Below are 25,891 nucleotides of genomic sequence, written 5' to 3' on the forward strand. Positions count from 1 at the left end.
CAAAATGTCGCAAATTTTAATGTGGTTAAAATGTCTCTATATCTATGTCTGATTTTAGTTTGTCTTCATCTTGGACTGCGGTTTCTGTATTAGTGGTTGATGATGAGCCAGGAATGCGCACGATTTTAAAAAAAGCCTTAAGTAAAAAATTTGCTCAAGTCGATACTGCTGGCAGTATTGAAGAAGCCGAAGAAATTCGTAAGCGTTGCCATTTTGATTTGTTGATTGTTGATATCAATTTACCAGGACGTTCCGGTATTGAATGGCATGAAGCATTTGATCCAACAACCCGCCGTAGTGATGTGATATTTATGACGGGCTACGCTGATTTAGAGACGGCTATTCAGGCCTTACGTGCTGGCGCGTCAGATTTTATTCTAAAACCGTTTAATCTTGATCAAATGATGCAATCAGTGAATCGATGCATTGAACGTCGATTAGTGGAACGTCAAAATTTTGCACTGCAACGTGATGTTGAGCGTAGCTATCCGGTTAATATTATTGGTGATGCGCCTGCCACACAGCAGATGAAAAAGTTGATTGCTCAAATTGCGCCATCAATTGCAGCTGTATTAGTCGAAGGTGAATCTGGCACAGGTAAAGAATTGGTTGCACGTGCATTACATCAATTAAGTAAACGTACTGGGCCTTTTGTACCGATTAACTGTGGTGCTATTGCACCAGAGCTACTTGAAAGTGAATTATTTGGTCATGTCTCTGGCGCATTTACGGGGGCTAAGAAAAGCCGTGAAGGTCTGTTTCGAGTGGCGAATAACGGTACTTTGTTTTTAGATGAAATAGGTGAAATGCCTCTAGCAATGCAATCATCTTTATTGCGCGCATTAGAACAAAAAGCGATTCGTCCTGTTGGTTCAGAGCGAGAAATTCAAATTGATGTACGTATTGTCGCAGCGACAAACCGTAATTTAAAACTTGAAGTTGAAGAAGGCCGTTTTCGACGAGATTTGTATTATCGCTTAAACGTACTCACGATTGATTTGCCATCATTACGTGACCGAATTGAAGATATTCCGTCATTAAGTCATCATTTTACGGCGCAGTTATCAAAAGACTTAGGTATGAAAGCTATCAATTGGACTCATGAAGATATTTTAGCGATGCAAGCCTATTCTTGGCCCGGTAATATTCGTGAATTACGAAATATGATGGAGCGATGCATTTTATTAGGTAAGCCGCCTGCGGATTATTGGCGTGAATTGCAAGGGGATGCGTTACCGGTTACTGCTGTTGCTGCTGTAGGCGTACATGCCATGATTGCTGCAGAAGCCGAATTAAATGCAGCTCATCCTCAACGGCCATGTCAATGTCACGACGATGGTGAAGATCAATATTGCTATCCAGTAACCTGGACACTAAAAGAAGTTGAAAAAGCGCATATTATGCAGGTTGTTGACGCCAGTGACGGTAATAAATCAGCAGCTGCACGTCAACTTGGTGTGGCAAGAAAGACTTTAGAGCGTAAATATAAAGAATGGACAGATGAACTATTATGAGTCGTATCGCGATGAAAATAAAAACATTTGTCTTGATGTGGTTACGGCGTTTTAAAACCATGGTTCGTTATCGTCTTTTAGTGCTTACCTCTGTTCCCATATTTCTTACATTATTAACATTGATTGCGATTACGTTTTATTGGACGGTGACGTATACCTGGCAGAATGCATTAATGAATGTCAAAGCAGATTTAGCCGTTGCTCATCATAGTATGGTGCTTTTGAAAAAAGAGCAGCGAATGGAGTTGCAAGCACTGGCTAATTCTTATGACTTTCAACGACGGTTACGATCTGATGACATAAAATTACGCCAGTGGGTGCATCAGCAAAATCAACAATATCAGTTAGATTTTGTGGTGTTACATTCCGTAGAAGATATCGGAATGTTTTCAGCCTCAGAGCAACGGCTATTACGATCAGGAAAAGATCAAACTTTTTTTCAAGTGTTAGAGCGTCGTGCTTTGTTTGAGTTAAACCATGATCTTCCAGCTCGAGCACAACTACCATTATTGCAAGAAGGTACAATTGAACAAAAAGGGCTAGTTAGTCGCAGTTTAGTACCAATCTTTAATCAGCAAGGTGAACTTAAATGGATTTTAGATGGTGGTATTTTATTAAATAACAGCACATCGCTGGTGGATCGGATTCGTGATTTAGTTTATGCCGCTGATACTTTACCCAAAGGTAGTCTTGGAACAGTGACTTTGTTTATGGGGGACGTGCGCATAAGTACTAATGTGCCACTAGATAGCGCTAATCTTATTGGTCGTGCGGTGGGTACTCGTGTTTCTAAAGAAGTGCAGCAACAAGTGTTACAACAAGGAAATATTTTTGTTGATCGCGCGTTTGTTTACGATAGTTGGTATGTCTCAGCCTATGAGCCGTTACATGGTAATGATGGTACCGTCGTCGGCATGCTTTATACGGGTTATCTACAATGGCCGTTAATTGAACGTTACTTAACCAATATTATAGAAATGAGTGTCAGTATTTTATTAGTACTGCTACTTACCAGCATTATTGTTTATCGCGGTGCGCGTGATTTATTTTTACCAATAGAGAAAATTTATCAGGTTGCGAAAGCAGTTCAAATGGGATTAAAAAAGCGTGTCGGTAAATTGGATTTATGTGATGGACATGAATTACAAATACTAGGAGAGCAATTTGACTCAATGCTGGATCAACTTGAGCAGCGTAATGGTTTAATTAAGCTCGCTGCGATAGAGCTTGAAGAAAAAGTAGAGCAGCGTACTCAGAGCCTACATCATAAAACCGAAGAGTTAGAGCAGCATATACGGTTATTGCATCAAGCCCGTTCAAAGTTAGTAGCAACAGAAAAATTAGCGGCGCTGGGTGAATTGACCGCAGGCATTGCGCATGAAGTTAATAATCCAATTGCCGTAATCTTAGGCAATATTGAATTGATTCAATTAGAGTTGGGCGATGATACCGTTGATGTTCAAGATGAACTGACAGCGATTCATTTACAAATTGATCGGATTAGAAATATTACTCGCAGCTTACTGCAATACAGTCGTCAAGGTGGCGTGCAAGATGAAGTAACATGGCATTATCTAAACTTGATCGTCGAAGAGAGCTTAACACTTGTTCGTTCGGGTACGAAAAAGATGGATGTTCAATTTGAGGTTAATCTAGCCGCTAAATGCAGTGTTGAAGTCAATCGCCATCAATTATTGCAAGTGCTGGTTAATTTACAAATGAATGGTATCCATGCCATGGATGATAAAGGGTTATTGAAAATAACCACATCTGATTGGGTTGATGACCATGGTGAGACATTGGGTGCGATGGTTGCCATTACTGATCATGGTTGTGGTATTTCAGAACATAATATGAAGCGTATATTTGATCCTTTTTTCACTACCCGACGTTCAGGTACTGGATTAGGTTTATCAGTTAGCCAAAGTATTGTTGCTAATGTTGGGGGAGAAATAACGGTTGAATCCATTGAAGGTCAAGGTTCAACATTTATTGTATACCTCAAGCATAAAAAAGAATCGCCTAGTGAACTCGATCTTTTAGTGACGGTGTAACAGTCTAATCTATTAGATAACAAAAGCCCCTTGGTAATGATATAAATTCTGTCATTATCAAGGGGCTTTTTTGTCACGTTACATAATGGATAAACCAAGAATAAGAAATAGTGATGCGGTAAGAGATATTCGGCTTATAAGACCTAGCGATGAGGGAATGATCATTTCAGTATGCGGCATAAGCGATCCTTTTCTTTTAGGAGGACTTAAAGCATAGTCAATATATTTCCTTCAGATTATATTTCTGCTCAATTATTTATATAAATAATTAGTATTAAACAAATTGTAAAATGAACATCGCGATCATTTAATTAAAGGTAATCAAAATGATCGCGATATGGCTATGAAGTTATTGTCTAGATAAACTTCATTTGAGTCCATGGTTCTGATGGACGGCTTAAGAGGTAACCAGATTGCCAACCCCATTGCTGGTGGGCTTTAATAAAGGCTTTGGCATCAAATGGCGCACCATTAGCACGACCAAAACGAGCACTGATGGTTAGATTTTTAATATCGTTGCTGTTAGCAACTTTACCGTCGACAGAGCCTGCTGGCGTAAAGGGTACGTTCCATACTGCTGCAGGATCAGATACATACGGTTGTGCATCTTTGTCATATTCAGCACAAATATTACGTGATGATGCATCAATTTTATTCAAGTACACATCGTAAGTATCAGCTAGCATTTTTTGACCAACAGCAACATCGATTTTGCCGTTGTATTTATGCATAAGTTGGATCCAGCGTAGACGACGCGCACCTTCTTGTTGACGAATATCGTTATAGTCTGAGTCTGAACCTTCAATATAGCGTAGGCGTGGATCGACAGAGACATTTTCGCCTGTAAAGTAACCAGATTTCAATTCATTGTAGTATTGGTAAACACGGCCTTGACCAAACTTAGCAATATGGTTGTTATTAATATCACCAATTAACCATGTATTAGCATAACCACCGTTATTGCCTTTTTCTTCAAGTTTTACCCAGTTATCAATATTATTAGCATACTGACTGGCTTCACGAACACGAATAAATTCAGGAATACCACCGGCTTTCCAGTCCATTACATTAGCAATTGTCGTTTCAACAATAGCTAGACCTGCACCTGTTTCCCAGAAGTCAGTACCAGATTCGATCATCCCTGGTGCTGTTTGGAAGGCCATTTTGTAGCCTTTGGTTGGTGTAATATCTAAAATAACGTTAGCAAACTGACCTGACCAGAAGTCGTTAAAGGTTTCATGGCCAATAACAATACCTTTATTATCTGTTGCTTTACCTGTGGCGATAAAGGCACTGCAATTACCTTTAGCACCTTCTATATTAGCGCTGTTTTTACTTTTTTCGATATTATTAGCGGCCATTTCTGCTTTGGTGTATGGGGCAGGGAATGCGGATGCGTTAATTAAACCAGGATCAACCCACTTGGTATAATTATGCATCCCCACTGAAGGCCACCAATAACCAGTAAGCTCAATCATGTCGTTCCAAGTAATGATGTCAGCAAGGGTAACATGTAGACCTGCTGCATTGAGGCCTTTTGCAACCCCTTCCATTTCTTGGCGAAGCTCTGCTGGGATTTTACCTTTAGTTTGTTCTAATGCGGCTTTCTGCCATGAGCTGTAAGGCACACCAGTGGTTAGGTAGGTCATACTCCAGCTGTCTTTCCACGCCAATTTAAAATCAGGCGCGATAAGATAACCATATTGGAAGCCACGATCAAAAGCATTACCTTTAATCCCAACATGCCACCAGCCATTTTTCTTTTCTAATTTGGCTTGATCAACAATTTTTTGTTGTTCAGCGGTTAGTTTGGTTTTGTATAAATCACCAGTAACCGGTGCGGTAATTTGAGCCAATAACGCTTTAGGTGGATATTGAGTTAGATTTTGTGAAGGTGTTGAAGCGTTGGCATAACTAACAGAAGCAAGAGAAATAATACATGCAAGTAGTGTTTTTTTGCCTAGATGATGTTTAGAAAGCTTATTCATAATATATGTGTGGTTGGAGTAAATGAGTGGCGCTTATCATCCTCCTTTTTATTGAATCAACAAGATGCAGTGCACTCGCGGTTATTTTATAGAATGTAAAGATATCATGCCATTTTTTATATAATTCTCATCAGTTAGAAATATAAAATAGCAGATAAATTTTTAATGGTAGTCCATTGATTTAGAAGATAATAGTGATGAAATTGAGATGTTAAGTTGCTAAATATTAAGCTGTAATAAAAAAACCAGCATATTTAATGCTGGCTTGTTAGGTTATGAGTAAATACCAATTATTATTGGGTTAATTGTTTCAACTTTTGCTGTTGGTAGTATTTAGCATCAGCGGTAATAGCTTTACTTTTACCTGTTTGTAGCCATTGCTTAATACGACCTGCATCACCGATTGGCGTTAGCTTACCTTGTGAATCAAGCATGACCATTAAGATCTTTTTGCCATCAATCGTGGTAACCATCGCTAAACAACGACCCGCTTCATCAAGGAAACCTGTTTTACTTAAATTTACGTCCCACTTTTTACCACGCACAAGAGCGTTAGTATTGGTGTAGCCTAATTTATAACGAGGGTGTGTGAAGTAAGCAGTATGAACGGCACCATTAGTGCTGTACTTACGAATCTCAGGATATTTGTAAGCAGCACGTACCATTTTAGCAACATCAGAGGCTGTTGATTGGTTTTTAGGGTTTAGACCTGAACTGTCAACGAAGTGTGTGTGTGTCATGCCTAGCGCTTTTGCTTTAGCGTTCATAGCACGAATAAATGCTTTGTAGCCACCAGGGTAGTTAGCTGCAAGGGCTGCAGCTGCTAAATTTTCTGATGACATTAATGCAATGTGCATTGTTTCGCCGCGGCTTAACTGAGAACCAACACGAACACGAGAATATGTATTGTACATATGCTCTCTGTCGGTTTTAGTGAAAGTGATTTTCTGGTTAAGAGGAAGTTTGGCATCTAATGTTACCATGGCGGTCATTAGCTTGGTCAGTGAAGCAATTGGCATCACGACATTGGAATTTTTACGATACAGTGTTTTTCCAGAACTTAGGTCAATAACATAACTACTCACAGAAGCAGTCTGAAGATTACTTGGATTGAGTTTGTTGGTGTTGATACTTGCGAAAGAAGAAAAGCTGATACTTGCAAGTGTAAAAAATAAAATTAAAGCGTTGCGCACAATGGCTCCTTGGGATCCCATTTGGAAAGGGGAATAATTATTTTTATATTGTCATCTTTTCAATTGTGTTTAAGCAAGTCATGTTTGTGTGAATCCCTCTATATTTGTACGTAAAACAAGCAGTCAAACCGAAGTGGCTAATGAAACGCGATTCAATAAAATACGAGATCAAAATCTGTGTTCTAAAACTGACTGTCGTCTAAAAAATCATTTTTAATGAGAGTTCTAATTAGCGTTATTTTTTGTTAAAAAAGGCAGTATTAATATAAATACTATTAGTGATTGCGTTTTGTGTTTACTGTTAACTGGTGGTTTTATCTTAGATTGCTTTTTGTGAGGGCTGTGTTTTGGTGTTTTATTGGTAATGCAATCATTAAGGTGTAATTAAGGCCATCGAGTGATGACCTTGATGATGGGGGCTAAAATTAATTTGCACTCCACACTTGTTGTCCTGTTCGAAGGAAATTATAGCCCCCTAGTTGATCACCATGGGCCTGAATATCGCTATGCGTTAATGATTGTAATAGCTGTTGCTGTAAGGTGCGAAAGTAAATATTTTTAGGGATAACTAGCTCAAATGCTTCTGTACACAGCGGAATAAATCCTAATCCAAATTCACCAGCGGTACTTTGGCTTGCACAACCAATATCTGCTTGTTCTCGAGCAATCGCTGATGCTAATTCTCGCTCACTGTTACAACAATCAACTTGATTAAGCATGGTCATATCATAGCCGTGTCCATGGATCCATTCTTCTAATGCTCGCATACTACCAGCCCCTTGTTGGCGTAATGCCCAACGCCAACGCGGTGATAATAACTCATGAAGTTGAATTGAACGGCTATTCACCGCTTCAGCAAGAGCTGGGCTAACAACTAAGCCTTGTTTACGCTCAAAAGCATGAACTAAGACCCAATTCTTATGGCCGGGATATTGTTGTAATAATGCTGGATGACGTAAGCTGGCTTCTTCAACATTACCCCAATGGATAGCACAGATATCAACATGACCTTTGCTTAACATTGCCAGCCCTTGTCGAGTACCTGTAGAGGTATAACCGACAAGGGCAGTACTACCAAGTTGATTTGCCATTTTACCAACAACGCACTGTAAAAGAGGATCATCAGACCCTGCAATCAGTAACCGATCAGTTAAAACGCCATTATGACAAGATTCTAGTAACCACTTATCAAGCATTGCTTTGGGAAATAACCATTTTCCCGTTACTTTGGTCGCTGGCAGTAAACCATCATTAGCTAACGCATAAACTTTCTTTTCATTAAGATCGAGATATTCAGCAACTAATTTGGCATTCATAAATTCAGGAAAATCAGCCATTAGTCTTGATTTCCTTGATTGTTATTGCCTTTAACATCAAGTTCAATGTTGTCGCTACCATTATAGATTTGAAAGCGTAATCCCTTTGCGCGTGCAATCATGGTAATGCCTAGTTTCTTAGCAAGATCATAGCCCATTTGTGTAGCACCTGAGCGAGATAGCAACACAGGGATCCCCATTTGCGCGACTTTGATGACCATTTCAGACGTTAAACGACCTGTGGTATAGAAAATCTTATCTTCGCCTGTTTGCTGTTGTAGCCACATTTCACCGGCTAAGGTATCAACGGCGTTATGACGACCGACATCTTCCACAAACGATAGAATCTCAGTACCTTTACACACCGCACAGCCATGTACAGCACCTGCTGCCTTATAGGTTTCATTATGATGGGTTAATGCTTCTAATAGGCCATATAGCATCGATTGTTTAATTTGCGGCTGTGGTAGTGTAATACCTTCGAGCTTTTTCATTACATTGCCGTACATCGTGCCTTGACCACAGCCGGAAGTGACAGTTTTCTTTTCTAACTGTTGAGCAAGATTTTCAGTATTTTCATGAGTAATTATAACGGCAGCATTCGTTTGCCAATCAATCATTACTGATTCGATAGCGCTAAGGTCATTAATAAAGCCTTGGTTTTTTAGGTAGCCTAAGACTAATGCTGAAGGGCGCTCACCTAATGTCATTAACGTAACAACTTCAACCCAATTAAGGTAAACCGTTAATGGATGCTCACAGGCAATCTCTTTTGTTTGTCGGTCACCATATTCATCAATAATCTCTACTGACATGGTTTGCTGCACAGTCGCTTGCGTTTTTATAATTTTAGGCAATATCGCCATTTTAAATTCCTGCATATTAAGGTTGATGTTTATCTAACAACACATATTGAAAACAAAAACTAAGCAAAGATTGTTCCACTATTAACGAAAATCCAAATTTACTAAGGCTTAGCTAATAAATAAAAACAGCTAAAAACGCATACTTTCCATGTGGTTTTTTGTTGTTGGTCTAAAATTTGCTTATATCTAATAACGGGCAAATTAATGCTTACTATTAAACGTTATTAAATAATCACATGAAGGCAGTATAAATCTGCCAGTAGGAGTGGATGTGCCAAAACAAGCAGAACTTGAATTAAAGAAAAATGAACATGTTTGGCCTATTAACTTTCGCCTACAAGCAGAGGAGCGCCAAGTAGGTCGTTGGACAACATATGCGTGGACGATTGAAGATATTTGTTTATATGAAGAAGATCTTACTTCAGACATGGAAATTTCCAATATAGGTTCTGGTAACTATATGATGCCTTTAGAACTTTTCCGTGATGAGCGTATGGAATATCGTTTTAATCTAAATTCACAAAGTCCGCACTTATTTTTTATTTGTGCTGAAGAAAATGAGCAATTAAAACCGGTTTTAGTAACGGCAGCACAAGGCGTTGCTGCACGTTATATGGATGGTGATTATGTTGTTTTACATATAGAGATCCCATTAGCTATTCAAGCTTGGATGGAAGCGTTTTTAGGTCGTCATGGTGAATTGTTTGAATTTAAACGCAAACGTGGTGGCGATAAGAAAAAAGGACGTTCAAGTGGCAACTAATTTTTTTGAACGTTGGTCAAGCCGTAAGTTAACAGCGGTTGAAAAGACTGAATCACGACAATCGACCGATAATGATGTTACTGATGATGGCGATACTCATAAATCAGAGCGTATTGATTGTGAGAATACAGTAGTCGATAAGATAACGAATACTGATGTTAGTCATCAATCGTTAGCAACGGCAGATTCAGCAACAATTCCAGAGAATGCTATAACGCCAGAGCCTGTTGTTGAATTGACTATTGATGATGCTGATAAAGTGACTTATGAATCTGGAGTCGCGTCATTTATGCAACAACAAGTGACTAAATCGGTAAAGAAAGCCGCTCTGCGTAAATTATTTCATTCACAAGAGTTTAATTATATCAGTGATATGGATGATAGTACTGAAGACTTTAGCAATATGGAGGGGTTAGCCCCAGAGATTGCTTCACAAATGCGCGGTTGGATAAATACAGTTACTGAAACAGCAACAGAGAAATTAAAAGAGGATGGTCTATCAGCATTAACATCACCCCCTACGACAGTTGATGTTCTGGAATCTCTAATAGATAACGATGCCGATGTTATTACTCATACTGAAACTAATGACTCGATAGAAACAGATACTGCTATTACCGCTATAGAAGACAAGCATACTGATAATGATTTATTGGTGAATCGTTATGACAGTATAAGTGTTGATGAAGATGCAGTTCCTAAGAATAAGCGCTAATCCAATATAATCGCGTTATTAAGTAACTATAAATAAAAACAGAAATAAAAAGACACTGGGACAAAAAGGGAATATGACCAAAATCATACATAGAGACAATTTGGCGCGTTAGTTCGCTACAAGTAAGACAAAATGTCTCATAGCTTGATGGTAACATCTGAGCGTTATGATTTTAGTTCCTTTTAGGTCATTTTATTCCGTGAAAAGTTGGATCGGTTATTGCTCTATAGAGAGTAGAAGAAAAATTATTATCTTCCCACGACACTGATTAGCGGTAGTGAGCATACAGGAATAACAATGTTAAAAAGTACATTAAATGCATTTACTGATATCAATGGTGTAGCTCGTGCTGCAGCCATTACTGGAACAGTAGAACTTGCCAATCTTATTCCGCCTACAGTGACATATGAGAGTCGTGGTAATTTATTGATAATTGGTGAAGCACAACAACTCCTTAATGTTGCTGATCAGTTTTCGGCATTGAATAGTGTGACGTTACTCGCGACGGATTCAAACACTTCTGAACTCAAAACAGCCCATACGCTGTATTACAGTCAAACAGTTACCGTAAAAGGTTATCTGGGAGCATTTGATGTCCATTGTCGCATCGAACATGAGGCTAATGGACTTGAAACGAATTTAGCGAAAATAGCTATCGGACGTCAATGCTTTGATATTGTTCTTGATATGACAGCAACAGGGGTTATCAATGTTGAAATTCCTGCGGCTGGTTATTATGCATTAGGTCAACGTTCTGAAGCTCAAATTTCTGCAAAACTCGCTGCGCTGGTGGAAGAGCTTCCAGCCATGAAAGGCACATTTGATAAACCTAAATATTTTCGCTTAAATCCTGATATTTGTGCGCACTCATCACGTGGTGTAAAAGGTTGTGATCGTTGTATTGATGCCTGTCCTGCTGGTGCTTTAAGTTCAGATAGGATTGCTATTGCGATTGATCCTTATCTTTGTCAGGGCGTAGGTACATGTGCGACAGCATGTCCAACTGAAGCAATTAGTTATGCTTTACCTGATCCCCAAATTACTCAAAATTTTGTTCATAGTGTCTTAGCACGTTATAAGCAAGAAGGGGGTAAAGCGCCAACACTATTACTTTATGGTGAGCGTGATACAGCTGCTGTTATAAAGGCACTTGCTGTACTTCCTAGTTCTGTTATTACGATTGCATTAGAAGAGCTAGCAACTGTTGGTATTGATACTTGGTTTAGTGCTTTAGCTTATGGTGCACATCAAGTTCTATTAGCGACTAATACGACATACATTCCAGCGACGATTGATGCTGTTCTAACGAATGAATTAGCCATTGCTCAAAACTTCTTAACAGAACTAGGTTATGAGTCTGAACGTATTTGTTTATTTGATTTTGCTGATAGCGCTAACTTTAAAGCTTATGAGTCGGCACTTATTACTCCGATTGAAGCGGCACTTACTGGCACTAAACGTGAAAAACTATTTACTGTTCTAGAAACGCTTAATCAATCAAGTCCGTTACAACCTACGCATTCAACAGTTGCAGCTAATGCACCTTATGGTTCGGTAACCTGTAAAACTGATGATTGTACGTTATGTATGAGTTGTGTTGCTGTTTGTCCAACTCGAGCCTTACATGCTATTGGTGATCGTCCTGGATTATTATTTGTAGAACAAGATTGTATTCAATGTGGTATGTGTGAAACCGCATGTCCTGAGAAAGTAATTACTCTTGAAGCAGGTTTTAATTGGGATTGGCAAGCACGTAAAGCCGCTAAACTTGTTCATGAAGAACCTGCTGCATGTTGTATCAGTTGTGGAAAACCTTTTGCCCCAGCATCTATGGTGAAAATGTTGACAGAAAAACTTCAAAGTCATTCACATTTTCAAGGAGAAGCTATTCGTCGTTTATCTATGTGTGAAGATTGTCGTGTTCGCGATATTTTCGAAAAGATGGAACAAGATCCACAAAGTCAGGCAAGGGTATAAGGTCAGTATATGGAAAATGCAGCTATGAAATCTCACACAAATTATGTTGATCAAGACGATTTATTACGTATTGAAATTTATAACATGTTGGCACATTTATGTCGTCAAGCGCCTGCTCAATCTGTGCTTGAATTTCTTGCAAATATTGGTGTTGATACAGCGCAAACCTTTCAACGCCAAACCATGGCTTCAGCTTGGCCTTTACTAAAACTAGCAGCTCAGAAAACGACATTATTGAGTGTCGAAGAAGAATATCAAGATGTCTTTATTGGCATTGGTCGTGGAGAAGTTATTCCATTTGGTTCATGGTATTTAACTGGATCATTAATGGAAATGCCTCTGGCTTATTTACGTCAAGATTTAAGACTACTTGGCTTTGAACGTGCGCAATCTGTTATCGAACCAGAAGATCATATTTCAGCGTTATTAGAAGTTATGGCTATGCTGGTGGAAGGCGGTGATGAGCATCTCCAACAAACATTTTTTAACCGTCATCTTGCACCTTGGTGTGAGAAATTTTGTACGGATTTAAAGGCAGCAAAAAGTGCAGTGTTTTATACCGCAGTTGGTGAATTAGCGTGGCAATTTCTAACAATAGAAAAAACCCGTTTCTTGGAATCCCAATAAAAAGATACTCGCTATAATAAAAAATCGACACCTGTTAATTAGCGTGGCGAGAGGAGCAAATACAATGAGTGAGCAAAAAACAAATAATAGTCGTCGTCAATTATTGAAAAATATTGGTTTGTCTGTAGCTGCAGGCGCTGTTGTTGCTGGAACGGTAACGACTGTTCAAGCATCAACAACTGAGACGGATAAGAAAGATCCTAAAACAAAAAAAGGGTATCACGAAACCCAACATATTCGTGATTACTACAATACCCTATAAGCGGAGCCTTAAATGAAACTAACTAAACGTTCCGATAAAGTGAGCAAAGATGAAAACCAACTAGGTATTTCTCGTCGTTCTTTTATTCGTAATTCTTCTCTTGCCGCTGCTGGTGGTGTTGCAGGTGCGAGTCTTTTTGCACCTGGTTTTATGCGTAAAGCAGAAGCTTTCCCTGAAGCTGATTACAATGCACCTAAAGTTGTTAAGCGTACTATTTGTTCTCACTGTTCTGTTGGTTGTGGCATTTATGCTGAAACCCAAGATGGTGTATGGACCCATCAGGAACCTGCTTTTGATCATCCTTTTAATGCTGGTGGGCATTGTGCAAAAGGGGCTGCGCTACGTGAACATGGCCATGGTGCCAAACGCGTAAAATACCCAATGAAATTGGTTAACGGTAAGTGGAAAAAACTGAGCTGGGAGCAAGCATTAGACGAAGTTAGCCAGCAAGTGCTAAAAATTCGTGAAGAATCAGGCCCAGATTCCGTTTACTTTTTAGGTTCAGCGAAGCATAACAACGAGCAAGCGTACTTATTCCGTAAAATGGTGTCGTTATGGGGATCGAATAATGTCGATCACCAAGCACGTATTTGTCACTCAACCACGGTTGCAGGTGTTGCAAATACATGGGGCTACGGAGCGATGACCAACTCGCTGAACGACATGCATAACTGTAAGTCGATTCTGTTTATTGGTTCAAATCCAGCAGAAGCTCACCCAGTAGCAATGCAGCACATTCTGATCGCTAAAGAAACTAACAGCTGTAAGATTGTTGTAGTTGATCCGCGTCGTACCCGTACTGCGGCAAAAGCTGATCATTATGTTTCACTGCGTCCTGGTACTGATGTTGCGTTTGTTTGGGGCGTGCTTTACCACATTTTCAATAATGGTTGGGAAGACAAAGAGTTTATTCGTCAACGTGTTTACGGGATGGATGAAGTGCGTGAACAAGTTGCGAAATGGAACCCGAAAGAAGTTGAGCGTGTAACTGGCGCACCAGAAGATCAAGTTTACCAGACAGCGAAAATGCTTTCTGAAAACCGTCCAGGTTGTGTTGTTTGGTGTATGGGGGGTACTCAGCATACGACAGGTAACAACAACACCCGTGCTTACTGTATTTTAGAACTTGCACTTGGCAACATGGGTAAGTCAGGTGGTGGTGCAAATATCTTCCGTGGTCATGATAATGTACAAGGTGCTACTGACTTTGGTGTGCTTTCTGACAACTTACCGGGTTATTACGGCTTGTCTGAAGGTGCTTGGAAGCACTGGGCACAAGTTTGGGATATTGATTACTCATGGCTACAGGGCCGTTTTGATCAAAATACCTATAACGGTAAAAAACCAATGAACAGCGCAGGTATTCCAGTATCTCGTTGGATTGATGGCGTTTTAGAGAATAAAGATAAGATTGAACAACGCGATAATATTCGTGCAATGTTCTATTGGGGTCATGCTGTTAACTCACAGACGCGTGGTCCTGAAATGAAAACTGCGATGGAAAAACTGGATATGATGGTTATCGTTGACCCATACCCAGGTGTTGCTGCAGTAATGAATGGCCGTACTGATAACGTCTATCTTTTCCCTGCAACCACACAATTTGAAACTTATGGCTCAGTAACGGCAACTAACCGTTCGATTCAGTGGCGAGATCAGGTTATTGAACCGTTGTTTGATGCAAAACCCGATCATGAAATCATGTACTTATTAACGAAGCGCCTTGGATTCTCTGAACAATTATTCAAACACATTAAAGTTGAGAATAATAAACCAAATATTGAAGACATTACTCGCGAATACAACAAAGGTATGTGGACAATTGGTTACACAGGTCAAAGCCCTGAGCGACTAAAAGAACACCAACAAAATTGGGGTACGTTTGATTTTACCACACTTGAAGCGATCGGTGGACCTGCTAATGGTGAGACTTACGGTTTACCGTGGCCATGTTGGGGTACACCAGAGATGAAACACCCAGGTACGCATATTCTTTATGATACCTCTAAAACTGTTGCACAAGGTGGCGGTAATTTCCGTGCTCGCTTTGGTGTTGAACGTAATGGGGTAAGTTTATTGGCGGATGATAGCTACTCATTAGGTTGTGATCTAGAAGATGGCTACCCAGAATTTACCGCGAAGATGCTTAAGCAACTTGGTTGGTGGGATGAATTGACAGCAGATGAGAAAGTGGCAGCTGAAGGTAAAAACTGGAAAACAGACCTTTCTGGTGGTATTCAGCGAGTAGCAATTAAACACGGTTGTATTCCTTACGGTAACGCAAAAGCACGTACTGTGGTTTGGACATTCCCAGATGCAGTGCCAATCCACCGTGAGCCATTGTACACACCACGTCGTGACTTATTACCAGAATACCAAACGTGGGACGACAGCAAAGCGATGTTCCGTTTGCCAACACTTTATAAGTCAATTCAAGAAAAAGACGTATCAAAAGAATATCCAATTATTCTAACGTCGGGTCGTTTGGTTGAATATGAAGGTGGTGGTGAAGAAACACGTTCAAATCCATGGCTAGCTGAACTTCAAAAAGAAATGTTTGTAGAAATTAATCTTAAGGATGCTAACGATATTGGCATTCGTGATGGTGATATGGTGTGGGTTGAAGGCGCAGAGAAGGGACGTATCAAAGTAAAAGCAATGGTAACGCCGCGTGTACGTGAAGGCTTGGCATTCTTACCATTCCACTTTGGTGGTGAATTTGAAGGTGTGAGCTTACGTAATCGTTACCCTGAAGGTTGTGCACCTTATGTATCAGGCGAAGCTGCAAACACAGCGACAACATATGGTTACGATCCTGTAACTCAGATGCAAGAAACCAAAGTTACTTTGTGTAAAATCACTAAAGCGTAAGGAGTCACCTGATGGCACGTATGAAATTTCTTTGTGACTCTAAGCGTTGTATTGAGTGCAATGGTTGTGTAACAGCTTGTAAAAATGCTAACTCAGAAGCGGTGGGGTGGGGTATTCAACGTCGTCGCGTTGTGACCTTAAACGACGGTCTTCCAGGGGAAACATCAATCTCTGTAGCTTGCATGCATTGTAGTGATGCGCCGTGTATGGCTGTGTGTCCGGCAGATTGTTTTAGCCAAACAGAAGATGGCATTGTGCAGCACGATAAAGACTTATGTATCGGTTGTGGTTATTGCTTATTTGCTTGTCCATTTGGTGCGCCACAATTTCCAAAGCAAGATGCGTTTGCTGAACGTGGAAAAATGGATAAGTGTACTTACTGTTCAGGTGGTCCAAATACGGAACCTGGTTCTGAAAAAGAACGTCTACTTTATGGTGCAAACCGTATTGCAGAAGGTAAGTTACCTATGTGTGCTTCAATGTGTTCGACGAAGTCATTACTTGCAGGTGATGCTGAAAAAATTTCTGAAATTTTCAGTAAGCGTGTTGTTGCTCGTGGTGCAAAAGATGCGGGTTGGGCAAGTTCTGATGATTTAGCTTACGACGCGAGCAAAGTTCGTAAAGCTTGATCACCTGAAATAGGCTTTAAAAATAAATTTTGAGCCTATTTATAGACTTGTTGTAATAGTTAGGCATACCAGGGTTTTGGTATGCCAATTAATCCGCTTTCTGAGTGGACAGGAGCTGTAATGACTAAGCGAATTCAACGCTGGTTAACTATCATGGTTACCGCATTAATAATGCTGTTTTCGGTACCCACTATGGCAAGTGGTAGTGATGCAACAACACCAGGTGAGTCCGTAGTAAAAAAAGAAGTGATTGGCTTTGCTGGTGCTGATTATTGGCGGATGGTAAAAGACGGTGAAAAAGGCTATACCACATCAGGTTGGCCTGAACATGATGTCTTGATCAGTGTGCCTGGACAAACATGGTATATCCTCAAAGAAAAATGGATGTCGCCACTTGGGGCATTAGCCATTTTTGGAAGCCTTGTGATGGTGACATTAGCTTATGTCGTCATTGGCCCACTTAAGTTAAGTAAACCTAAAACAGGTCGTAAGATAAAGCGCTGGAGCCGTATTGATAGAGCCTTACACTGGAGTATGGCTTTTACGTTTCTAACGTTAGGATTCAGTGGTTTAACGCTCGTTTATGGTAAACATTTTATTAAACCTATTGTTCCTACTGAAATCTGGGGTTGGATCATTCTTGCTGCCAAGCAATACCATAATTATATGGGACCTATTTTTGCGATTCTATTATTGGCTGTATTAGTTAAATGGTGGCATAAAAGCACCTTTAACAAAGTCGATATTGAATGGTTTAAGAAGATGGGCGGTATGGTGGGTAAACATAAAGGTTCGCATCCAGCAGCTGGTTTCTCAAATGGTGGTGAGAAAGCTATCTTTTGGTTACTGATTATTTTTGGATTTTCGATTACCGTCAGTGGCTTTATATTAGATTTCCCTATTTTTGATCAAACTCGTCGTGATATGGAGTTATCTAACTTACTCCATATGTTATCGGCATTGATTTTAATCTGTGGCTTTATATTCCATATCTATATTGGCTTATTTGGTATGGAAGCAGGACTTGATGGCATGGTCACGGGTGATGTTGATGAAACTTGGGCACGTGAACATCATAATCTATGGTTTGATGAGGTAAAAGATTTACCTGAAAACCAACCAGGTTACGAGTCTGAAAAAGCATTGTCAGATAAACCTAAACCATCAACGGATAGTTAGCGGTTAAAGAAACAGTAAATAAAAAGCCGATCGGCATTCAATAAAGAATGTGGTCGGTTTTTTTGAGCATAATTTGATATTAATAACAATCCATCACTCCTCATACTAACGTCTAATAAAAAACTCCGTTAAACCATATAAAATCAGTGGTATAAATAGAGTCATAGGTTAATCACTATTACCACTAAAGGATGCTGTTATGTTATTTCCTTACAAAAACATTGTCGTGTTAACGGGAGCGGGTATTTCTGCCGAGTCGGGAATTCGTACTTTTCGTGCTGCTGACGGACTATGGGAAGAGCATCGCGTGGAAGATGTAGCAACCCCTGAAGGTTATCAACGCGATCCTGAATTAGTACAAGCTTTTTATAATGCGCGTCGAGCGCAGATAGAAGATGGATCGGTTGCTCCTAATGCTGCTCATTACGCGCTAGCAAAGTTAGAAGCCGAATTAGAGGGTACTGTAACCATTGTGACTCAAAACATTGACAATCTGCACGAGCGCGCAGGCAGCCACAATGTAATTCATATGCATGGTGAACTTTTAAAAGTGCGTTGTTGTGAATCTGGGCAAACAATAGAATGGCATGGTGATTTACACACTGAGGATCATTGCCACTGTTGTCAATTAGCAGCACCACTACGACCTGATATCGTATGGTTTGGAGAAATGCCTATTGATATGGATAAAATCCATGATGCGATTGTGGAGGCGGATTTATTCATAGCAATTGGCACATCAGGTAATGTTTATCCCGCCGCAGGATTTGTACATGAAGCATCATTGCAAGGTGTACATACTATCGAGCTTAATTTAGAGCCAAGTAATGTTGAAAATGAATTTGAAGAGAAGCGTTATGGTAAAGCTTCTATATTGGTGCCTGCTTATGTTGATGAGCTATTAAAAGTCCAACAGCAAAAATAACGGTACTGATATAATAAAAAACCGAGCTAAAAAGCTCGGTTTTTTGTTATGATTAACTAAACGTCGCGATTATTCGCCAGCTTTTAGTTTTTGGAAATATTCTTCGTATACTTCACTCATCGGACCAACACTGTTCTGCCATTCACCTGCATCCATTACCGCTTGTGGTGGGTAGATGCTTGGATCGTTTACAAAACTTGCTGGTAACAGCTTCTTCGCTGCTTCAACTGGTGTAGGGTAACCAATTTGTAGTGCAATTTTTGCTGCAATATCAGGACGAAGTAAGAAATTGATCATCTTGTATGCGTTATCAACATGCTTAGCATTGATTGGAATTGCCAGGCTGTCCATCCAGAAAATCGCACCTTCTTTTGGCCATACGATATCAATTGGAGCGCCTTCTTTACGCGCCATGTATGCTGAGCCATTCCAGAGCATACCTAATGGCGTTTCACCAGCCATGTATGGGTTAGCAGGGAAGTCAGAGTTAAATACCAATACGTTAGGCATTAATTTCTTAAGTTCTTCATAAGCAGCTTTGATTTGCTTAGGATCACGAGTATTACCAGAATAGCCTAGCTTACGTAATGCAACTTGGAACACTTCACGTGCATCGTCCATCATCATTAACTGACCTTGCCACTTAGGATCCCATAAATCAGCCCAGCTAGTGATTTTTGATTTATCAACTACATCTGTATTAACGCCGATACCTGTAGCGCCCCAAATGTAAGGGATAGAATAGTTATTGTTTGGATCAAAAGGTTTATCTAAATAGTTTTTACCAATACCAGCAAAATTAGGGATCTTTGATTTATCGATCTTCTTCAGCATGCCTTCCTTACTCATTTTAGAAACGTAGTAAGTTGAAGGAACAATTAAATCGTAGCCTTTATCATAAGTTTTTAACTTAGCGTACATGGTCTCATTCGACTCATAAGTCGAATAAATTACTTTAATACCGGTTTCTTTTGTGAACTGTTCTAGTACATCATTAGGGATGTATTCAGACCAGTTGTAAAAGTATAACTTGTTGCTATCTGAATCTGCAGCAGTGGCAATGTTTGAATACATTGACACAGCACAAACCGCACCGGCCATCATTAAAGACCATTTTTTCATTGTTGTTAGCTCCTAACTAAACAGGATATCGAGAATGTTCTCTAGCGGCTGTAACCGCTTCTCCTAATTTTGTGTCGTTTATAAGGCACTTTAAAAGAGCGTGCTTTTTAAACAAATATGAATTGGTATACGAGGCTAGTATAGCAGATAAAATCATACCGCCATCACAAATATGAGTGATTTGAGAAGATATTTATCTTCAGTGTATTGATATATAACAGATAATTAACCTTTGCATAATATTGTTATACAAATAAAGATGAAATATAAATACACTGAGACCTATTCAGAACTGGATGCAGTCAAAGCATGTTTAAATTGAGATGAGAAGGGGAATGCTTTAGATAAAAAAATGGCTAACTTTAAGTAAGTTAGCCATTTAATCACTGTTTAAAACGATGATACTACTTTTTTTCTCTTGCAAGTAATTGCGAACAAATTACAAGGAATAGTGAAATGATTAGCATGATAGTTGCTAATGCATTAACTTCTGGTGAAATACCGACTTTAACCATTGAGTAGATCTTTAAAGGTAGTATTTCATAACTAGGTCCTGTAACGAACGAACTTACAATTACGTCATCAAGTGATAATGTAAAGCTTAATAACCAGCCAGCAGCAACAGCAGGCTTAGCTAGTGGTAGGATAATTTGTTTTAGAATTACCCACTCACTCGCACCTAAGTCACGTGCAGCTTCAAGCATTTTAACATCAAAGCCTTTTAAACGACTGTATACAGTTACTACAACAAATGGCAAACAAAAAGTAATATGCGATAGTAATAACGTTAAGAAACCAAGGTTTGCACCAATTAATAGGAACAATGCTAATAACGAAATTGCCATTACAATATCAGGTGACATCATCACTAAAAATAGCATGCCTGATACGAACTTTTTGCCTTTGAAATTATAACGAAATAGGGCAACAGCCGTTAAACTACCGATTAATGATGCAGCTGTTGCTGAGATCACTGCAATCGTAATTGAGTGTCCAGCAGCTTGCATTAAACTATCGTTATTGACTAGCTCGGTATACCATTTTGTTGTAAAACCGCCCCATTTCATACCAAACTTACTGGCGTTAAATGAGTTAACAATCAAAATGATGATTGGAGCATACAAAAATGCATAGACCACTGACATAAAGCTGAATTTAAAGAAACGTCCCATTATTCAAGCTCCACTTTTTTGTTCAACAATTTTCCTGCACGATAATAAGCATATAGCATAATTGCCATTGCTAACGTTAGTGCAATACTAGTTGCTGAGCCAAATGGCCAGTCACGAGCGTTGAGTACTTGACTCTTAATCACGTTACCAATCAGCAAGTTTTTCGCACCACCAAGTAGGTCTGCTACATAAAACATACCAAGAGCGGGCAGTAGCACTAATAAACAACCAGCAATAACACCAGGCATTGTCAGTGGGAAAATAACTTTAATAAACGTTTGAAACTTATTCGCACCTAAATCTCGAGCGGCTTCAATATAGTTATTGTCAAGTTTTTCTATTGCTGAGTACAAAGGTAACACCATAAATGGCAGCAAAATATAAACGAGGCCAATCATTACTGCATATTCGGTGTACATAATACGCAAGGGCTTATCAATAATATCTAAGTACATTAATGCATTATTTAGAATACCACGCGTACCAAGCATTAGCTTTAAGCCATATGTACGGATTAGCGAGTTAGTCCAAAAAGGAACAATAACCAAAAACAGCATAAATGGACGCCATTTTTCAGGCATCTTTGCAATGGCATACGCAAAAGGATAGCCAATTAACAAGCATAATAACGTTGCTGTAATTGCCATATTAAATGAATGCAAAAGTACTTTCGCATACATTGGATCGAAAAGACGCTCGTAGTTATCTAACGTGAACACCATTTTGATCAAGTTTGCATCATCACGGGTTAAAAAACTCGTGCCGATAATCATTAGGTTGGGTACAAATACGAATAATAGTAACCAACTTACAACAATCGTTATGATGATGTTTTGGAGATTAAACTTCTTGCTCATCAGCTAGCACCACTTCCCAACTTTCAACCCAAGTAATGGCAACCTTTTGATCAAGAGAGTGGTCTACGTCAGGATCATCTTCGTTGAAGAATTCACTAACCATTACCGATTTTCCTGAATCTAGCTGTACCACAGAATCAAGCGTCATACCTTTATAAGTACGTTCTTTAACTTTACCTAAAATGCCTGTCGTCTGATCGCCATTATGAATTTCTTCAATACGAATATCTTCTGGACGTAATAGCACTTTCACTTTATCGCCAATAGCAACATCAAGTTCACAGTGAATTAAAGAATGACGACCTTCTACATCAGCCATAATGCGCTTGCTGTCTAAGCGTTCTTTAACGGTAGCATCAAATACGTTGATCTCGCCGATAAAGTGAGCAACAAATAAGTTAGTCGGCTCTTCGTAAATCTCACGAGGGCTACCATCTTGTTCAACATAACCATCGCGCATTACGATGATACGGTCAGACATTGAAAGTGCCTCTTCTTGATCGTGAGTTACAAAAATAAAGGTAATACCAAGTTTCCGCTGCAGTTGTTTTAGCTCTAGCTGCATTTGTTTACGTAATTTGTAATCAAGTGCAGAAAGTGATTCATCAAGCAAAAGAACTTTTGGTTTATTAACAACGGCACGCGCAATCGCAACACGTTGTTGCTGACCACCGGACAATTGATGAGGTTTACGAGGGGCAAATTTATCAAGTTGCACCATACGCAATGCTTCCATTACTCGAGGTTCAATATCACTCGACGGCACTTTTTGCATGCGTAAACCAAACGCGACGTTCTCAAACACTGTCATATGTGGAAACAGTGCATAACTCTGAAACACCGTATTAACGAGACGTTGTTCAGCGGGAATGTCAGTAACATCTTTGCCATCAATTGTGACTTGCCCATCATCAGCAGTCTCAAAACCAGCAATTAGACGAAGTACTGTGGTTTTGCCACAGCCTGATGGACCTAAAATGGTTAAAAATTCACCATCGTTTACGTTTAGGTCCAAACCTGTAATGATTTGCTTACCGTCAAAGCTTTTGCTAAGACCCTTCAGCTGGATTACAGGTTTCTTAGATGTTTTTGCAACGTTCAATTCTACGTTATCTCCACCGTGGGACTGATTGGTTAAGCCCCAATATTTTGGCTAAAATTAGGGGCGCATAATAGACCTGTAGTCTTTCAATTTAAAGAGTTTTCTCATTAAATTTATAGATTAATTGCTACATTCATTAATGATAGCACGTTGATTCCTAGCAATATGGTTGCTATTGCAAATAATACTGAAAAAATAAATTACGATAAAAACAATAATAGTAATGTTTATTTTTAAGCCCAAAAAATTATTGTTTATGTCCAATCATAGTTGATGGGTTTTATAATAAAACACAAAAAAGGGGCTGTTATTGTCTTAGTTGTAATTTATTGTCTGTTTTTCATACGCTAACGAGGTGTTGAAATAAATTTTTACGTGAATAGTGTTTTTGTCCCATCATGAGTAACGTACAATATGCTTACCAGAATAATGATGATATGAGTATGAAAGAGACAATTACAAAGAGTTTTCACGTTGGTGGTTCAATTGAAAAAGCAATGACTGGCGATGTTGAGCTACAACCAATAGCTGTTCTTCAAGAAGCATTTAAAATTACAGCAAAAAATTTCACTAAATTCTTACCTGCTGTAATTTGTTTATTTATTGCACAGATTGCATTGTTGCTTTTGAGCTTAAAAGTACAGCTAGGTAGCCCTAATGTATTTTTTGATGCCTTTATTACGGGAAAGGGGTTTACTGAAGAGATTTTGAAAGCGGGCTTTATGGCTAACTTTTGGTCTGATGTATTGATTGCTCCTTTATATGTCGGTGTGAGTTTAATGGCGCTTAATCACTCAGTTGGGTTGCCAACGAAAGCAAACCAAATTGTTAAAGGTTTTTCGTTCACATTAGTTTCAATTATTACGATGTTATTAATATCTTCAATTCAGGGAATAGGCAGCAGTATTTTCCCTTTAGTTGGATTGTTTTTAACTATGGCATTGAGCATGGCAATATTATTGGTGTGTGAAAAGCGTGTAACACCGATCAAAGCTATTCAATATTCATTTATGGCAACAGTGCGTAAAGTAATGCCAATGACTGCAATCTATTTAGTTGTCATGATTCTATTTTTTGTTTCTATTGCCACAGCTGGTATTGGTTTACTTTGGACGTTACCATTTTTCTTCAATGTAAAAGCAATTATTTATCGTAATATGTTTGGAATTACGTTACAGGTTACATCAGTAACGCCAAATGAGGATGATCATAACTCAAAAACGGATGATAAGATCAATCAGTCAGTAAATAATGATACGTTTAATGCGTAACTTACATAGTTTGTACCCAAAGAGCTCCTTTATATAAGGAGTTTTTTTTGATCTACACTTCTAATGCACTATAACTTTATTTGTCTATAAAAAATAAATAACCTTCACCATTATCATTAAAAATAAAACTAATATTACACAAAAAAAACGCTAATGATGATGTATCTCAATGTCATTTATTATCCATTAGATGATGATAATAATAATAGTAAATAGCGGCAGTAGTAGCTGTCAGCTTCTGTAATGAAGGTTACTTAATGGATAAGTTAATAGAACGTTTTTTACGATACGTAAGCTTTGATACACAATCTAACGGTGCAGTTGGCTCTTGTCCTAGTACATCAGGGCAACGTATATTAGCTGAAGTTCTCCAATCAGAAATGGTCGAACTTGGGCTCAGTGATATTTGTTTAGATAATAATGGTTATCTAACAGCACGCTTACCCGCAAACATGGATGCCGATATTCCTGCTATTGGTTTCATTGCTCATATGGATACCGCGCCTGATGCATCAGGAAAAAATGTTCGCCCACAACTCGTTGAAAACTACCGTGGTGGTGATATTGCTTTAGGAATAGGGGATGAAGTGTTATCACCATTCCAATATCCAGACCTTAATAAGTTACATGGTCACAATATTATTACGACAGACGGAACAACGTTGCTCGGTGCAGATAATAAAGCGGGGGTTGCTGAAATAATGACGGCTATCGCTTATCTTATTGCGAACCCTAGTATCAAGCATGGCGATATTTGTATTGGTTTTACACCTGATGAAGAAATCGGTCGCGGTGCGAATCTGTTTGACGTCGAAAAATTTGGAGCAAAGTGGGCTTATACCATTGATGGTGGTCCAATTGGTGAGCTAGAGTATGAAAACTTTAATGCAACTTCTGCTGACGTTATTTGTCATGGCGTAAATGTTCATCCAGGAACTGCAAAAAATAAAATGGTTAATTCCATGAATATTGCAGCACAATTTCAATTGATGATGCCAGCAGATGAAACCCCTGAATGCACTGACGGATATCAAGGCTTTTACCACCTAAAATCAATGGAAGCATCAGTTGCTCGTACTGAATTAGGGTATATCATTCGTGATTTTGATCGTGATGGTCAAGAGAAGCGCAAAGCCTTCATACAGCAAAAAGTAAACGAATTAAACAGTAAGCTAACACAAGGTCGTGTTGAGCTTATTTTAACGGATTCTTATTATAATATGCGTGAAATGGTTGAGCCATTCCCACACATTATTGAAATTGCTCAACAATCAATGATGGATTGTGATGTAAAACCTGAAATTAAGCCTATTCGGGGTGGTACCGATGGGGCGCGATTATCATTTATGGGTTTGCCTTGTCCTAATATTTTCACTGGGGGCTATAACTTCCACGGTATTCATGAATTTATTACCATTGAAGGAATGGAACTTGCCGTCAAAGTGATTGTAAAAGTGGCAGAGAATACGGCCAATCGTTACGCTTAAT

21 protein-coding genes are annotated in these 25,891 nt (G+C 39.1%); 13 read left to right on the top strand and 8 right to left on the bottom strand.

Going from position 1 to position 25,891, the window contains the following annotated elements; all coding sequences use genetic code 11:
• Positions 1-44: 44 nt before the first annotated feature.
• The gene (locus BTN98_RS05165) at positions 45-1,514 is read left to right on the top strand and encodes a sigma-54-dependent transcriptional regulator (protein WP_060998045.1); all 1,470 of its coding nucleotides are present in this window, start codon (positions 45-47) and stop codon (positions 1,512-1,514) included.
• Between the two features lie 59 nt (positions 1,515-1,573).
• Complete coding sequence (locus BTN98_RS05170) at positions 1,574-3,568, top strand: sensor histidine kinase (protein WP_197432878.1); 1,995 nt, start codon at positions 1,574-1,576, stop codon at positions 3,566-3,568.
• A gap of 356 nt (positions 3,569-3,924) precedes the next feature.
• Here the strand turns inward: BTN98_RS05170 and BTN98_RS05175 are convergent, their stop codons facing one another.
• The 4 genes from BTN98_RS05175 to fdhD all read right to left on the bottom strand — a co-directional run bounded on the left by BTN98_RS05175 (position 3,925) and on the right by fdhD (position 8,931).
• Complete coding sequence (locus tag BTN98_RS05175; protein ID WP_082732148.1) at positions 3,925-5,556, bottom strand: C45 family autoproteolytic acyltransferase/hydrolase; 1,632 nt, start codon at positions 5,554-5,556, stop codon at positions 3,925-3,927.
• Positions 5,557-5,849: 293 nt separating this feature from the next.
• Positions 5,850-6,749 (bottom strand): D-alanyl-D-alanine endopeptidase, encoded by a 900-nt coding sequence (gene pbpG / locus BTN98_RS05180; protein WP_060998046.1) that lies wholly within the window; start codon positions 6,747-6,749, stop codon positions 5,850-5,852.
• A 425-nt stretch (positions 6,750-7,174) separates the two neighbouring features.
• Positions 7,175-8,086 carry a helix-turn-helix transcriptional regulator gene (locus BTN98_RS05185; RefSeq protein ID WP_060998047.1) on the bottom strand — a complete coding sequence of 304 codons (912 nt, stop codon included), beginning with the start codon at positions 8,084-8,086 and terminating at the stop codon, positions 7,175-7,177.
• Positions 8,086-8,931, bottom strand: a complete 846-nt coding sequence (gene fdhD, locus BTN98_RS05190; RefSeq protein WP_060998048.1) for a formate dehydrogenase accessory sulfurtransferase FdhD — start codon at positions 8,929-8,931, stop codon at positions 8,086-8,088. The genes BTN98_RS05185 and fdhD overlap by 1 nt, the downstream gene beginning before the upstream one ends.
• 271 nt (positions 8,932-9,202) lie before the next feature.
• Between fdhD and BTN98_RS05195 the strand changes: the two genes are divergently transcribed.
• From BTN98_RS05195 to cobB, 9 genes are all read left to right on the top strand, one after another.
• Positions 9,203-9,694 carry a DUF3305 domain-containing protein gene (locus BTN98_RS05195; protein WP_060998049.1) on the top strand — a complete coding sequence of 164 codons (492 nt, stop codon included), beginning with the start codon at positions 9,203-9,205 and terminating at the stop codon, positions 9,692-9,694.
• The gene (locus tag BTN98_RS05200) at positions 9,684-10,409 is read left to right on the top strand and encodes a DUF3306 domain-containing protein (RefSeq protein ID WP_060998050.1); all 726 of its coding nucleotides are present in this window, start codon (positions 9,684-9,686) and stop codon (positions 10,407-10,409) included. Before BTN98_RS05195 ends, BTN98_RS05200 begins: the two co-directional genes overlap by 11 nt.
• 297 nt (positions 10,410-10,706) lie before the next feature.
• The gene (locus BTN98_RS05205; protein WP_060998051.1) at positions 10,707-12,386 is read left to right on the top strand and encodes a 4Fe-4S binding protein; all 1,680 of its coding nucleotides are present in this window, start codon (positions 10,707-10,709) and stop codon (positions 12,384-12,386) included.
• A 24-nt stretch (positions 12,387-12,410) separates the two neighbouring features.
• Entirely contained in the window at positions 12,411-13,013 is a 603-nt protein-coding gene (locus BTN98_RS05210) for a TorD/DmsD family molecular chaperone (RefSeq protein ID WP_105029997.1), read from the top strand.
• A gap of 64 nt (positions 13,014-13,077) precedes the next feature.
• Positions 13,078-13,275, top strand: a complete 198-nt coding sequence (locus BTN98_RS05215; RefSeq protein WP_060998053.1) for a twin-arginine translocation signal domain-containing protein — start codon at positions 13,078-13,080, stop codon at positions 13,273-13,275.
• Between the two features lie 12 nt (positions 13,276-13,287).
• Positions 13,288-16,146 (top strand): formate dehydrogenase subunit alpha, encoded by a 2,859-nt coding sequence (locus BTN98_RS05220; RefSeq protein ID WP_060998054.1) that lies wholly within the window; start codon positions 13,288-13,290, stop codon positions 16,144-16,146.
• Positions 16,147-16,157: 11 nt separating this feature from the next.
• Complete coding sequence (fdh3B, locus tag BTN98_RS05225) at positions 16,158-16,775, top strand: formate dehydrogenase FDH3 subunit beta (RefSeq protein ID WP_060998055.1); 618 nt, start codon at positions 16,158-16,160, stop codon at positions 16,773-16,775.
• 120 nt (positions 16,776-16,895) lie between these two features.
• The gene (locus BTN98_RS05230; protein ID WP_060998056.1) at positions 16,896-17,954 is read left to right on the top strand and encodes a formate dehydrogenase subunit gamma; all 1,059 of its coding nucleotides are present in this window, start codon (positions 16,896-16,898) and stop codon (positions 17,952-17,954) included.
• Between the two features lie 199 nt (positions 17,955-18,153).
• On the top strand, positions 18,154-18,879 hold the full coding sequence (cobB, locus tag BTN98_RS05235) for a Sir2 family NAD+-dependent deacetylase (RefSeq protein WP_060998057.1): 726 nt from the start codon (positions 18,154-18,156) through the stop codon (positions 18,877-18,879).
• 69 nt (positions 18,880-18,948) lie between these two features.
• Here the strand turns inward: cobB and BTN98_RS05240 are convergent, their stop codons facing one another.
• The 4 genes from BTN98_RS05240 to potA all read right to left on the bottom strand — a co-directional run bounded on the left by BTN98_RS05240 (position 18,949) and on the right by potA (position 23,132).
• Positions 18,949-20,001 (bottom strand): extracellular solute-binding protein, encoded by a 1,053-nt coding sequence (locus BTN98_RS05240; protein WP_060998058.1) that lies wholly within the window; start codon positions 19,999-20,001, stop codon positions 18,949-18,951.
• 404 nt (positions 20,002-20,405) lie between these two features.
• Positions 20,406-21,173 carry a spermidine/putrescine ABC transporter permease PotC gene (potC, locus tag BTN98_RS05245; protein WP_060998059.1) on the bottom strand — a complete coding sequence of 256 codons (768 nt, stop codon included), beginning with the start codon at positions 21,171-21,173 and terminating at the stop codon, positions 20,406-20,408.
• Positions 21,173-22,030 (bottom strand): spermidine/putrescine ABC transporter permease PotB, encoded by an 858-nt coding sequence (potB, locus tag BTN98_RS05250; protein WP_060998060.1) that lies wholly within the window; start codon positions 22,028-22,030, stop codon positions 21,173-21,175. The genes potC and potB overlap by 1 nt, the downstream gene beginning before the upstream one ends.
• Positions 22,014-23,132 carry a spermidine/putrescine ABC transporter ATP-binding protein PotA gene (potA, locus tag BTN98_RS05255; RefSeq protein WP_060998061.1) on the bottom strand — a complete coding sequence of 373 codons (1,119 nt, stop codon included), beginning with the start codon at positions 23,130-23,132 and terminating at the stop codon, positions 22,014-22,016. The genes potB and potA overlap by 17 nt, the downstream gene beginning before the upstream one ends.
• A gap of 443 nt (positions 23,133-23,575) precedes the next feature.
• On the opposite strand from potA, the gene BTN98_RS05260 reads away from it, so the two are divergent.
• Positions 23,576-24,403 carry a DUF2189 domain-containing protein gene (locus BTN98_RS05260; RefSeq protein WP_060998131.1) on the top strand — a complete coding sequence of 276 codons (828 nt, stop codon included), beginning with the start codon at positions 23,576-23,578 and terminating at the stop codon, positions 24,401-24,403.
• 257 nt (positions 24,404-24,660) lie between these two features.
• On the top strand, positions 24,661-25,890 hold the full coding sequence (gene pepT / locus BTN98_RS05265; protein ID WP_060998062.1) for a peptidase T: 1,230 nt from the start codon (positions 24,661-24,663) through the stop codon (positions 25,888-25,890).
• Position 25,891: the final 1 nt, after the last annotated feature.

Source organism: Photobacterium aquimaris (assembly GCF_002954455.1).
Lineage (GTDB): Bacteria > Pseudomonadota > Gammaproteobacteria > Enterobacterales > Vibrionaceae > Photobacterium > Photobacterium aquimaris.